Source organism: Lutibacter sp. TH_r2 (genome assembly GCF_033101135.1).
Classification (GTDB): domain Bacteria; phylum Bacteroidota; class Bacteroidia; order Flavobacteriales; family Flavobacteriaceae; genus Lutibacter.
In genome coordinates, this window is record NZ_JAWMPV010000002.1 from 278,644 (window position 1) to 292,746 (window position 14,103).

General features: G+C 27.7%; 10 protein-coding genes. 5 read left to right on the forward strand and 5 right to left on the reverse strand.

All coding sequences use genetic code 11. The features are described from left to right. Window positions 1-94 precede the first annotated feature (94 nt). Window positions 95-1,753, forward strand: coding sequence for a 2-succinyl-5-enolpyruvyl-6-hydroxy-3-cyclohexene-1-carboxylic-acid synthase (menD, locus tag R3X25_RS08630; protein ID WP_317673872.1), 1,659 nt, complete (start codon window positions 95-97; stop codon window positions 1,751-1,753). Window positions 1,754-1,756: 3 nt separating this feature from the next. Continuing rightward, entirely contained in the window at window positions 1,757-2,182 is a 426-nt protein-coding gene (locus R3X25_RS08635; RefSeq protein WP_317673874.1) for a DNA-binding protein, read from the forward strand. Window positions 2,183-2,276: 94 nt separating this feature from the next. On the opposite strand, the gene R3X25_RS08640 is transcribed toward R3X25_RS08635, so the two are convergent. The 4 genes from R3X25_RS08640 to R3X25_RS08655 all read right to left on the reverse strand — a co-directional run bounded on the left by R3X25_RS08640 (window position 2,277) and on the right by R3X25_RS08655 (window position 8,696). Further along, window positions 2,277-2,459 carry a TPM domain-containing protein gene (locus R3X25_RS08640; protein WP_317673876.1) on the reverse strand — a complete coding sequence of 61 codons (183 nt, stop codon included), beginning with the start codon at window positions 2,457-2,459 and terminating at the stop codon, window positions 2,277-2,279. Window positions 2,460-2,632: 173 nt separating this feature from the next. Next, window positions 2,633-3,787: a C1 family peptidase gene (locus tag R3X25_RS08645; protein WP_317673878.1), complete on the reverse strand. Its 1,155-nt coding sequence runs from the start codon at window positions 3,785-3,787 to the stop codon at window positions 2,633-2,635. A gap of 10 nt (window positions 3,788-3,797) precedes the next feature. After that, the gene (locus tag R3X25_RS08650) at window positions 3,798-4,985 is read right to left on the reverse strand and encodes an alpha/beta hydrolase (protein ID WP_317673880.1); all 1,188 of its coding nucleotides are present in this window, start codon (window positions 4,983-4,985) and stop codon (window positions 3,798-3,800) included. A 12-nt stretch (window positions 4,986-4,997) separates the two neighbouring features. Further along, the gene (locus R3X25_RS08655; RefSeq protein WP_317673882.1) at window positions 4,998-8,696 is read right to left on the reverse strand and encodes a metallophosphoesterase; all 3,699 of its coding nucleotides are present in this window, start codon (window positions 8,694-8,696) and stop codon (window positions 4,998-5,000) included. A 67-nt stretch (window positions 8,697-8,763) separates the two neighbouring features. Here R3X25_RS08655 and R3X25_RS08660 point away from each other — a divergent pair, with 67 nt between their 5' ends. Continuing rightward, window positions 8,764-9,981 (forward strand): Pycsar system effector family protein, encoded by a 1,218-nt coding sequence (locus R3X25_RS08660; RefSeq protein WP_317673884.1) that lies wholly within the window; start codon window positions 8,764-8,766, stop codon window positions 9,979-9,981. A 1-nt stretch (window position 9,982) separates the two neighbouring features. Here R3X25_RS08660 and R3X25_RS08665 read toward each other — a convergent pair whose 3' ends face one another. Next, window positions 9,983-12,370 carry a GAF domain-containing protein gene (locus tag R3X25_RS08665; protein WP_317673886.1) on the reverse strand — a complete coding sequence of 796 codons (2,388 nt, stop codon included), beginning with the start codon at window positions 12,368-12,370 and terminating at the stop codon, window positions 9,983-9,985. 224 nt (window positions 12,371-12,594) lie between these two features. Between R3X25_RS08665 and R3X25_RS08670 the strand changes: the two genes are divergently transcribed. Then, window positions 12,595-13,434, forward strand: a complete 840-nt coding sequence (locus tag R3X25_RS08670) for a 1,4-dihydroxy-2-naphthoyl-CoA synthase (protein WP_317673888.1) — start codon at window positions 12,595-12,597, stop codon at window positions 13,432-13,434. A gap of 10 nt (window positions 13,435-13,444) precedes the next feature. Next, the gene (locus R3X25_RS08675; RefSeq protein WP_317673890.1) at window positions 13,445-14,056 is read left to right on the forward strand and encodes a fumarylacetoacetate hydrolase family protein; all 612 of its coding nucleotides are present in this window, start codon (window positions 13,445-13,447) and stop codon (window positions 14,054-14,056) included. Window positions 14,057-14,103 lie beyond the last annotated feature (47 nt).

Below are 14,103 nucleotides of genomic sequence, written 5' to 3' on the forward strand. Positions count from 1 at the left end.
AAAAAGGCATGATAAAAGTCAATGTATTTGTTATTTCAATGGTATAATTAGGTTACTTAAGTTTTGTACCTTTGTGCTTGCTTAAAAATATAAAATGCCACAATACCCAAAAAATAAATTAGCTCAATCTGTTATTGCCAGTTGCATAGCAAATTCAGTTAAGCATATTGTTATTTCACCTGGATCTAGAAATGCTCCATTAACTATTGGGTTTTCAAATTATCCAACTATAAAAACATATAGTATTGTGGATGAGCGAAGTGCAGGTTTTTTTGCGTTAGGTTTGGCTCAACAACTTCAACAACCAGTTGCTGTTGTTTGCACATCAGGTTCTGCGTTGTTAAATTATTATCCAGCAGTTGCAGAAGCATTTTATAGTGATATTCCGTTGGTGGTTATTTCAGCAGATAGACCAAAACATTTAATAGATATTGGTGATGGTCAAACAATTAGGCAAGAGCATGTGTTTTCAAATCATATTTTATATGAAGCTAATTTAGCTATAGAATCTGACCATAGCTTTAATTTAAACGAAGTAAATTTAGCGCTTTCAATTTCAAAAAATAATCAAGGTCCAGTACATATTAATGTACCTTTTGACGAACCTTTGTACGAAACAACTTCCAGCTTAATTCAAGTAGAGACTAAAAAACAACTAGTTGAAAATAAAGAGGAAATTGATTATAAGTATTATGCAGAAATTTGGAATAAAGCTTCAAAAAAAATAGTGTTAGTTGGGCAACATTTTCCTAATAAACAGTTGCAACAATATTTAGAAGAAATAGTTAAAGATCCATCGGTTTTAGTATTGGTAGAAAATACAGCAAATGTTTCGCATCCAAATTTTATTAATAGTATAGATAAATTAATTTTTCCTTTTGAAGAAGATCAAGCCGAAGCGTTTCAAGCTGATATAGTAATAAGTATTGGAGGACTTATAGTTTCAAAAAAAATAAAACAACACTTACGAAACTTTAAACCAAAACACCATTGGCATGTTGATTCCAAAAAGGCGTTAGATACTTTTTTATGTTTAACAAAGCATTTTAAAACAAACTCAAGCAATTTTTTCTCAAAGTTTATACCTTTAATTAATTTTAAAGAAAGTAATTATCAGCAATTTTGGATGGAGAAAAAGTCAAAACGACTTCAAAATCATGCTTCATTTTTAAGTTCTTGTAAATATTCCGATTTAAAGGTTTTTGAAACTATATTAAATGCAATTCCTGCAAATATTCAACTACAAGTTGGTAATAGTTCTGTAATTAGATATACACAATTATTTGATATACACACTTCAATAAAAGTATTTTGCAATAGAGGAACAAGTGGAATTGATGGAAGTACAAGTACAGCTATTGGAGCGTCAGTTGCAGTAAAAGAACAAACCATATTTATAACTGGTGATATTAGTTTTTTTTACGATAGTAATGCACTTTGGAACACCTACATTCCTTCAAACTTTAGAATTATTTTAATTAATAATAACGGTGGAGGTATTTTTAGATTTATTCCGGGACCACAACAATCAAATGCGTTAAATTATTTTGAAACACCACATAATTTAACTGCAAAACCGCTTTCTAAATTGTATAATTTAGAATATTCATCTACTAATACAATTGATGAATTACAACAAGAATTAAAAGTCTTTTTTAAGAACAGTGAAAAAGCAAAAATATTGGAGGTTTTTACACCTCAAAATGTAAATGATAAAGTGCTAAAAGCATATTTTAAAAATTTAAAAGCTTAAAAAATGAATTTAAAAGTAGGAGATAAGGTAGAATTATTAGTAGTGAGACATACAGATTTGGGTTTTACAGTTTTAATTGATGATGAATTTGAAGGAATGTTATACAAAAATGAAATGTATCAAATTGTTTCTGAAGGCGAAAGATTAACAGGTTATATTAAAAAAATTAGAGAAGACAATAAAATTGATGTAAGTCTGCAACCAATTGGATTTAAACAAACTATAGTTGGTAATGAATTAATAATTCTAAATGCTTTACGCAAGAATGATGGTTTTTTAGCATTGCATGATAAAAGTGATCCATTTGAAATTAAAAGTCAGTTAGAAATGAGTAAAAAGGCTTTTAAAAGTGCAATTGGAGGTTTATATCGTCAAAAATTAATTACGCTTTCCAATGAAGGGATTAGCTTAACGGAATACGTTAAATAATAGCCTTAATAATATAATTAAAAAAGGATTACAGTATAAATAGCTTTAAGTTGTTACAATGTTTAGTTGTAAAATTATGAAATACAACTTATTTCTATTTGCGCATTAATTCCTCTAATCCTTTTTTAATTCCTTTATAAAAATTTCCTTGTTTAAATTCTGGAATTATAATAGTATCAATGGTGTTTTTACAAATTTTATTGGTTAATATTTTTTGAGTATTGTTTCCAGTAGAAATTCGTAAATTTTTTAAACTTGTACTAAATACAAGTACCAAACCATTATCTTTTTGATACTTTCCTACTTTCCAATAATATTCCCAAATAAAAAGGCAATCCCAAAATTAATTGCAATAATTAAAAATGGAGATGCAATAACAATTTGTTTTTTTGTTAATTTCATTTTTGGGTATTATTATCAAAGGTTTTGAAATATATTTTTAGGTTAGTTTTATAAACCTAAATCTTGTATTAACTCTTTTTGCAATCCATCTTTATGTACTAAAACTGAAATAGTTTTTAGTCTAAAAAAAGCTTTACTCATATACACATATCCATTATTTCCAATACGCTCACTATTTCCTCCCCAAGAGTTTTTTACTTTATAATATTCATTCCCTTTTTGATCTTTTACCATACCAACAATATGCATTAAATGATCATCAGTAGTATTAAAATTTTCAAATTCTTGCTGTCTAAATTCTGGAGTAATAACGGCTTCTTCAACAATGTATGTCATGCCTTTTGTATTGTTTTCTGGATTTTTTGGAAGAATAGCAACACCGTATTTTGAAGAAAATGTTTTTTCAGAAACATCACAATCTAGCGCAACAGTATATCCTTTTTTTAATGCATTATCAACTTGAGTTTCTAAAGTATTTAATTCAATATTATAAAATCTACCGTTTGAAAAATTATCAGGGATATTTAATATAAATTCTGTATTAAATGGTTGGTGTAAAAACGAAGTTAATGTAACATAATTAGACGTATTTATTTTTGTTCTTTCTAAAAAAGTTGTTGGAGTATAGGTAACACCTTTATAAAAAAATGTTTCTGGAACTTTACCTAAATGAACATCTAAAATAGAATCTACAGCTACTTTCCAATTTGGGTGTAAAGAATTTTTATCGTTTTTAATATATGCATCTAAAACCTTTTTTAATTCAGGGACAATTTTAGCATGATTATGTTTTTTACTTCCATTTAAAAGTCCTGAATAAGCTGATTCTGGAACCAATCCGTATTTTTCAACAGAGTTTAAAACATCATGTGCTAAACCACCTTCACTAAATTGAATTTTACCTTGTCGCATAACATAATTCCATGCTTTTGCAGGATACGTATACCGTACGTTGTACATTTCTGAAATATCAACTAATTCTCCAGAGTTTCTAAATATTTCAGACTCAATAAATGAAGAGGCTGAAAAACTCCAACAAGTTCCAGTATTTCCTTGGCTTTTAACGGCAGAAGCTTCAATATCTATAATTGGAGTAAATTCGTATTTTTCTTCGTTTTGAAGATTAACTTTTACAACATTATCTTCTTGTGCAAAAAGAAATGTATTTGTAAGAATAGCAATAGCTAAAATGTATTTTTTCATTTATTTAAATTTAATTATTTGTTGGTTCAACATAAATTCCATCTCGTTTATCCATAACTCGTTCAATATTTTGATAATAACCATCTGAATTTGGATCACCTTCAGGTAATTTCATATAACCATTTTTGTAATGTTTTAGAGCTGTTTTGTATTTTTTTCCGGTTTCATAGTAACGGCCAATATAATAATCGCCAAGAGGAGATTCTTTATATAGTTTATTAATCATTTCTCCAAAGTTTTTTAGGTAATCACCATTTTCTTTATCTAAAATAATACCTTCAACAGCATAAATATCTCGTTCTCTAATTTTTAGATTACTTCCAAAAAGGTATTCTATTTCAACATATTTATTTTCTAAATAAGCAATGGCATCTGCAGGAGATAAATTTTTAATGTTATTTTCGTATTCTAATTTTGAAATAGGAGAATATAATTCAAATATAAATGCCAATGCATTGGCTATTGATTGGCCAATAGATGAAGTGTTTGTACTCTTTTCAAAATAGTTGTATTTGTACTTAAATAAAGTGTTTTCACTACTTTTTAAAACAACATTGGTAGTTTCTATTTGTTTTTTTCTTTTTTCTGAATTGTAGTTTCCATTACTTAAATAATAATAAATATTTTCATCTTTTAAAGTAGCAATTTTATTTTGAAGCATTGTAGGCATATCCATAGCGTAGTATGGATTTATGTTTATAAAAGCGTTAAAGCCTGGATAATCTTCCACTAAAAAATAATTTGTAAAGTTTGCTGTTAAGGTATTTCCAATTATTGTTTTAAAAGGTGAAATTCGATAATTTTCATCAAAGTAATTGAAAAGTTCTCCTCTAATAAATCTATAAAATGCTTCGCCTTGTTCGGTAGGAAAACTATTTTCTTTTAAATAGGAGCAATCTTCATAACGTTCATCATACATATTTTGATTAATTCCAACAATAATTTGCTCGGGAGCTTCTTCTTTTTTAGCAAAAAGAATGGCGTTTCCAACATAAGCATCAAATAAATATTCTGCATCTAAAACTACTGTAAGCGGATATACTTTTGTTGAGTCAATTGAATAACTAGGAGGAATATAAATTTTTAAATAACGATCGTTTTCTAACTCTATTGAGTTAAACTTTTTGGTTATTATATTTTGCGAATAGCTATTACTAAAAGCTATTAAAATTAGTAGTGTTAAAATAAAATTTTTCATATTTATATTTTTTTAGAATCCAAAACCTAATCCAAATTGTACATATGGACCTTCGTTAGAATTAAACATTGCTAAATTTAGGTTTATCATATTTGCGCCAACTAGCCAAAGACCACCTCCGTAGGAAGTTTTCCAATTGTTAGAATTTTCTCCATTTAGCCAAACTCTTCCGTAGTCAAAACCACCATACAAACCTAGTTGTAAAGGTACTAATTCAGTTTTTACCTTTTTAAAGCTCCATCTTAAATCGGTATTTTGATAAAAAGCCTTATTTCCAATAAAACGTTGGTTTCTATAACCTCTTAAACCATCTAAACCGCCAATGCTTGCTGCATTATAGAACTCAAAGTTGTCACCAATTAGTATGTTTCCTTTTAATTTTGTTGCTAAAACTAGTTTTCCGTTGGATACTAATTTATAGTTTACACTAATAGCAGGTGAAATATATGCATGGTTTTCATTGCTTTCTTCTATATTGGTTTTCCACCCAGTTTTTAACTCAAATCCCATGCCTAAAGTTGGAAATGTATGATTGTCTGCATTTTTATAGGTGTATGAAGCATCTATACTTGCATAGTTTTTTCGTTCTTCTATAAAGTTTGGAACTGTATTTATATATCTATTTGAAGTGTCTTCAACTTCTAAACTTTCAAATGATGCTCCAAGCTTTATTTCAGCACCGCTTCGTCCAATCCATTTTAAGGTTGGTTTTGCATAGAGTGTACTTATTTTTACTCTGTGATAATTGTCTCCTAAATCGTCTTCTAAATTTATAGATTTGTTTCCAAATCCATAATAGTTAATGCTAAAATTAGGACTTGTTACTCTGGTTTCTAATAAAAAATTCCATTTATTTATAATGTTTGCAAACTCAACACTATAATTTAAATCAAAACCACTTGTAGCTGTATAGTGTGAAGCGTTTAAAATATGTTGCCTAGTAAACGGATTTCTTTCAAAACCATAAACGGTGTATGTATTATTAATTCCAATTTTTAAACCGTCGTCTGGATTTGATCCAATTGAAGGAATAATTTGATTTTGGCTGTATTTTATTTTTTTATAATTGTAAACATTAGTTTTATAACTATTGGTCAATTTTTGTTTTCCTTTTGAAGTTTTAAACGTGTTTTTTTTCGATTTGTAATCGTAGATACTTACTTTTTTTCCATGTTCAATAGTATATACATCATTATTTTGTCCACCAACAATTTTTAATGGAATAACATTGTGCTCTTTACCTTTGACATTAAATATATCATCACTATCTAACCCATAAATCCAAATCTCATTTGTTTCAGATTTTGAATATGTTTTTTCAAATGTTTTGCTTCCTTTTTCGCCTTTTTTTATGTTAAAAATTTTGATGTTTGTTTTACCATTAGGTAAACGTTTAATATCAAACCAATTATCTTTATCGTCACCTTTTACTATAGCATATTTAGAGAAGTGTTTGTAATACGTTTTTGCGATTTTAGGAAGATTATTTAATCTACCTAGTAGTTTTTGTTTAATATCTTCAACTGTTTTACCTCTAACTTCAACAGGCATTTCTAAAAAGGCTTGTTCAACTACTTCAGGAGTTATATTTTTCTGAATATAATCAACTTCTTTAAGCCAATTTTTATAAGTAGCATGGTTTATAAATGAAATATCTAATGGATAAGGTTCTAAATTAAACCATTTAACATTACGCATTTCTTTATCATACACTTGCATTAATTTTAAAGCTGGAATTGCTCTGGTTAAAAAGCCTAAAATTAGTCCATCGTTTTTTGAAAAAGCTTGATCTCTATCTCTTGGAACTGGTTTATAAATAGTTTGTTTTCCTTTTTTAAATTCAGCCCAACGCCATTGATCTTCGTGTCTATCCCAATCTCCAATTAACATATCAAATAAACGTGCTCGAATGTATGTTTGTTCATCAATACTATTATCATCAGATTTTCTTAATTCTTTTAGTAAATCATCTGTACTAATTAATTCATCAGAATAACCAAAACTAGCCAAATCACCATGTCCTTCAGTTGTTCGTTCTTCAATCATATACAATTCATTTCCAAAATCTTCGTTAAATTCTAGTAATGCATTTTGTTTTGGAATATAGTATAGTTTTGGATTTGTATGATAAATGTCTATTGCATCGGCTAATTTTCCTATGGTAAAAGGTGCGTATGGATGTGCAGCTGTATATATGTCTAATAGTAGTTTTTCAGCTAACGTATTATCGTACTGTCCTTCAATATAATTATTTTTAAAAGCAACGGCTTGCATGTATTGTATAGCACTTTTACGTAAGGCTCTCATTACATATTCTTTACCATTTTTATCTTTTAATCTGATGGAGCGAGATTGATTTCCGCCACCTTTTCTAATAGGTGTTAAACCACCCATTAGAGTATCTAATAAAACTGTAGGTGCATTTATTTTAGTTCCATAGTATTTTCTGTAATGTTTTCCCCAAAAAGTTTTAAACAATTCACTTTTCTCAATTTCTTTTTCAGAATAAATAGAAGCAGAAAAACTTTTAGGAAATTTTGTAGGGTAGGTTGTTATTTTATTGTTATTTGATGGTGGAAAAATTTCAGTACTATATAACAATTCTTGTTTGTTATTTTTTTCAGTAAAGAAAGAAACTTTTGAAGCACCGTTTTTATAAATATCAACTTTTGCATATCCTAAACCACCATAAGAAAACTTACTTCCGTTTATAGTTCTAACAGGATTTATTTTTGAACCGCCACCACTAACTATTTGCACTTTACTATCTTTAATAATGTATTGTAAATTATGCTCATGACCAGAAACAAAAATGGTTTTTTCTGCTTTTTGTGAAATAGTTACCAATCGTTTTTTTAATTCCAAATAAAATGGATTATTCATGTCTTGTGGAGATATACCACTTGTTTTTCTAAAAATATTTGCTGCAGTTCCTATAATAGGAAGTGGAATACTTCCTTTTACGGGATATAATTGTTGTTTAAAAGAACTTTGACCAGCATGGTTTCCATAACTAAACATTGGGTGGTGTAGTGCAATAACAACAGTTTTATCTTCATTTTTTTTAATTAAACTTTCATATTCATCAAAAAACTTTTCGCGTGTTTTTATTTCGCAATCATCATTCATAGTTGGGTTTTTATCCCAATTTTCTAAATACCATTGCGTATCCACAATAATTAAAACTACATTATCAGAAATTTCTATTTTTTCTAAAGGGCAACCATTTTCTGGTTGAAAAGTGTTTTTTCCTAGTTTTTTTTCAATATAATCTTGTTCTCTTTTTAAGCCTTTTACGCCGTTGCTGTAATAATCGTGATTTCCAGGGATAAATATTGTTTGACCTTTGTAATTTTTAACCAAATCAATTTGAGCATCTAATCTATGTTCAGCAAGTTCTCTGTTGGAATGTTCTTTTTTTACAAGTCCGTTAGGGTATAAATTATCTCCAAGAAATAAAGTTGTAGAATTTTTTGAAGCTTCTTCTAATTCGTTTTTTAGCAAAGTTAAATGTTCTAAAGGCATATTAGCTTTTGCGTAACCAGCATCACCAATTAAATAAAATGAATGAATAATTTCTGAATTATATTCAGGGATATTTTGCTTCCAATTAACTTCATTTTTATTATAATTTACTTTGTAAGTAGCACAGCTAGAAACAATTAAAAGTAAGAATAATAATATAGGTTTTAGGATAAAATATCTACTCATAAATGGCGTTTAATAAAAGCTTTAAAAGTACATAAAAATATGTATTTTTGACTAAACTTATTTAACGATGTTAGAAAACGATTTTTTTATTGAAGTTAAAACGTTTGTATTTGATATTTTCAAAAACAAATTATCACAAAAAACAGTTTATCATAATTACAACCATACATATCAGGTAGTTACTGCTGCTGAAGAAATTGGAAAAGCTGAAAATATAAGCGATGCTGATTTGGAATTATTGTTAATTGCGGCTTGGTTTCATGATACAGGCTTTGTTGTAAGTCACAAAAAACATGAAGAACACAGTAAAAATATTGCTACAAAATTTCTAAAAGAAAAAAGTTTTAGCGAAGATAAAATTGCAAAAGTTTGCTCAATTATTGATGCTACAAAAATGCCTCAAACTCCAAAAAATAAATTAGATAAAATTATTTGCGATGCAGATTTATATCATTTAGGAACAGATGACTTTAAGGTAAAATCAGATTTAATTAGAACTGAAATTGAACAAATTTGTAATGAGCATTATACTGATATTGAATGGCTTGAACAAAATGAAAATTTTATAAAAGAGCATAAATATTTTACCAATTATGCTTTTACAACGTTAAACGAACGGAAAACACAAAATTGGTTAAAAGCAAAAAAAGATTTAAAAAAAGCAATTGTTAAAGACGAAGAACAAAAACAAAAACAAAAATTAAAAAAAGCTGAATTAAAACGTAAAAAAGAAAAAGAAGAAAGACCAGAACGTGGCATTGAAACTATGTATAGAGTTACACTTCGTAACCATATAAAATTAAGTGATATTGCAGACACAAAAGCAAATATTTTACTTTCAGTAAGTGCAATTGTTTTATCTATTGCACTTTCTAGTTTATTTCCAAAATTAGATAAACCAGCAAATGCGTATTTAATTTTTCCAACATTACTTTTTTTAATAATTACTGTTATAACTATGATATTTAGTATTTTATCTACTAGACCTAAAGTTACTTCAGGAAAGTTTACAAAAGAAGATGTTCAAAATAAAAAAGTGAACTTATTGTTTTTTGGAAATTTTCATAAAATGCCTCTACTAGATTTTCAAGATGGGATGAAAGAATTAATGAAGGATCGAGATTATTTGTACGAATCTTTAACTAAAGATTTATATTTTCTAGGTATAGTTTTACAACGTAAATATAAATTATTGCGTATTGCGTATACTATTTTTATGATTGGGATAGTACTTTCAGTAATTTCTTTTATAATTTCTTTTGAATTATTGAATGCTGTAAGCTAGGTTAATTTTTTTGTTGTTCAATAGTTCCAATAATTTCTTCTAATGAAGTGTTACTCTCATTAATTTGATTATAATTTACACTTACGCGCAATGCTTTTAAACCTGTAATGCCTTGTAAATCTTCTAAATCTAAATATTCAATAGCGCCATTTTTTAAGTAATTGTTTGCTTGTAGGTATTGAATGTATTTTAAATATTCTTGAGCATCTTTATATTGACTGTAAACAATTGCAATTTTTCCAGGTTGTGTTAATCGTTCGTCGGTGTTTTTAATTAAAGCCTTATCAATACGTTTTTTAATAATTTCATATCTAATATTATAAGCACCATCAACATCAAAACGTTTTTCATCCATTCTAAATTTTATAGAAAGTGGATTGCTATGGATTAAAATTAAACTAGCAACCTCTAAAGGGTGTTGTAATTTAGATTTTAAATTGTAAGCTACATTTTCTAATTCACACATCATTTGTAATTGCCATAAACGTAGATTTTCTAAATAAATCTCGTTATAAGTATGGTTTTTAACTAAAGATTGACCAATGTACATGTTATAATCAATACCATCAGTTTTATAACGCTCAAAATAGTGTGGAAACATTTTTTGAGCTTCTTCTTGTTTTTTGTCTATAAATTTAGCTAATTCTTCATTTAATTTATTAACGCTTCTTTCGTATTCTTTACGTTTTTCATAAACAACATGAATTTCAGGATCTATATGCGACATGTATTCATCAACATCTTTTTTAAATTTTGAATCTAATTGCTTTAAGTGATTAAAAGCAGGATAAATATCTTTTCTTAAAAAATCAGTTAGAGAAATTTCGTCTCCCGAATCAAGTCCTTTTCTAATATTTTGTAAACATTCTTTTATTCTGAATAGTAAATCGTTATAAATAGGTAAATTGTATATTAGTTTGGCCTTTTCAATAACTTTTGAAGCTAGTTTTAATTGCTTCACTAAATCTTGTTGAATAGCTTCGTTTCTAGCTATAGAAGAGCCTTTAATATCGCTTTGGCCATATAACGGAATTACATTTTCAAAAATAATATCATCTAAATTAATTTCTGCTTTTGGGTTTAGTTCTAATTCGTATAAATACGTTTCTACTTCATCAAAAAATTTCCATTTTACTGAAGGGTGTAGCGAGGTGTAGTTTTCTTGAATTATAGACTCTAATTTATTTTCATATTCTTCCATATAGCGTTCAACAGCAATTTTAAACACCGGAATAACATCATTTAACTTGTAAGCATTTATAGAGTTTAGTTCTTGTTTTTTTGTTGAAACAAGTTCTAAAATACCCATAACATTATCTTTTAATTTTATAGGGACTAAAATTAAACTTTGAATAAGTTGATTTTTTAAACTTTGGTAAAACTTGTTGTTATTTGTTTTTTTACCGTAGTTTTCAATATTTGATATAGCTATTAATTCTTCATTTTTAAATACTTTATCTAGAACTCCTTCACAGAAAAAATCAGCGCAAGATTTTGCACAATTATCATGTTTAATAAAACTTTTTTCAGTTTTATTATTGTCAAATGTTACTCCTTCTTTTACTAAATTGTAGGTTGAAAAACCTAATTGTATGGTTTGAGATTGATATAATTTAGAGATGCTTTTTTCAAGTTCAATAAAAGTGTTTTGATCTACTCGCAATAAATTTTCTTTAATTTTTGAAATAGATTGATCTGCAGAAACATCAAATAAATTCATAATTCCAAAACCTTCAAACAAATAACTTTTAGGTGGAAATTTCTCAATCCATAAATCTATATTGTCAAAATTATCTATTAAAATATCGATATCTTCCTTTGTTATTTTTGGAGCATTTTCTAAAGGAGTTACTTTAAAAAAATCACCATTGTATAAAGATCTGTAATGTTTTTCAATACCGTTTTTATCAGGAATATCAAAGTAGAATGGTCTTCTAAAATCTATATAAGTGTCGTAGCAATAAGCTAAAATAAACGCACAAGACAAAATAAAAACTTTAGAATCTTCATAATTACGTAATTGATATTCGTAATCTTCTCCAGCGTCATTAATTATATTTTCAAATCGTTTTGATAGTTTAAAAGCAGTAAAATCAAATGGAATACTTATAGCTTTAATCTCGTTTGTTTGTAAAATGTCTGGAAATAACAAATCTAATAATCTATCAATCTGACTATTGTATTTAGTTAACAAACTCATATCTTCAAAACCATCCTTAAGTTCAGGGTATGCTTTGTACTCTTCTAAAAGTTTAATTGCAGAAGCGTTTAAATAGTGATTTTCCTCATTTGAAATCAATTCAAGATAATTAAAAATAGGTTTAAAACTCACCTTTAATTTCAATGGTAACTCACAATTTTTTTGATATGTAGATTTTAATATTTTCATTCAAAATTTATTAAACACACTTACTTTGTCGTAAAACTTTAGGCAAAGTTACTGTATTATTTTTTTTAATTAGTTTCCATATTTATTATTAAATAAAATGAAGTAATATTTGTTATAAGATAACAATAAGATTTATTGGTTGCTTCAATCTAATTAATTTAATTTGTAAGGCTATTTCAAAGTAAATAAATTAGATTATTTTTACAATTAAAATTATGCCAATTATGAGTGAAATTAAATGGGAAACCGTTCGGAAATTTGAAGATATAACCTATAAAAAATGCAATGGAGTTGCAAGAATAGCATTTAACAGACCAAATATTAGAAATGCTTTTAGACCAAAAACAACTAGTGAATTATTAGTAGCATTTCATGATGCGCAAGAAGATACTTCTATTGGAGTAGTTTTACTATCTGCTGAAGGGCCTTCAAGCAAAGATGGAGTGTATAGTTTTTGTAGCGGAGGAGATCAAAAAGCACGTGGACATCAAGGTTATGTTGGAGAAGATAATTATCACCGTTTAAACATATTAGATGTACAAAGGTTAATAAGATTTATGCCTAAAGTTGTAATTGCAGTTGTTCCAGGTTGGGCAGTTGGAGGAGGACATAGTTTACACGTAGTTTGTGATATGACGTTGGCAAGTAAAGAACACGCTATTTTTAAACAAACGGATGCAGATGTAACAAGTTTTGATGGAGGTTATGGTTCTGCGTATTTAGCAAAAATGGTAGGGCAGAAGAAGGCTAGAGAAATTTTCTTTTTAGGAAGAAATTATTCAGCACAAGAAGCTTTTGAAATGGGAATGGTAAATGCGGTTGTTCCTCATGATGAGTTAGAAAATACAGCTTATGAATGGGCACAAGAAGTTTTAGGTAAATCGCCAACATCTATAAAAATGTTGAAATTTGCCATGAATTTAACTGATGATGGAATGGTTGGACAACAAGTATTTGCTGGTGAAGCAACACGTTTGGCGTATATGACTGATGAAGCGAAAGAAGGAAGAGATGCATTTTTAGAAAAACGTAAACCAAATTTTGAAAAGAAATATTTACCTTAAAAAATAAACTGTGAAAATAATTTGTATTGGGCGTAATTATGCCAAGCATATTGAAGAATTACAAAACGAAAAACCTGAAAATCCGGTAATATTTTTAAAGCCAGATTCAGCTGTGTTGTCTAAAAATATGCCTTTTGTAATCCCTTCATTTTCTAATAATGTACATTATGAAGTAGAAATTTTAGTAAAAATTTGTAAAGTAGGTAAACATATTTCTCAAAAGTTCGCGCCAAATTATTATAATGAAATTGGTTTAGGGATAGATTTTACAGCACGAGATTTGCAAAATCAATTACGCGAAAAAGGTTTGCCGTGGGAAAAAGCAAAAGCTTTTGATGGAAGTGCTTTAATAGGTAATTTTATTCAAAAAGAAAAATTAGGAGATTTAGGTAATTTATCTTTTTCATTACAAAAAAACAAAGAGCTAGTTCAAGATGGAAATACAAAAGCTATGTTGTGGAAAATTGACGAAATAATTGCATATGTTTCACAATTTTTTACATTAAAAATAGGAGATGTTATTTTTACAGGAACACCTGCAGGTGTAGGTAAAGTAAATGAAAATGATATTTTAACAGGAATTTTAAATGGAAAAGAAAACTTTCAGATTAACATAAGATAGAAACAACTAATTATTCTTTAAAAAACCAATTGTAACCTTAAAAAACC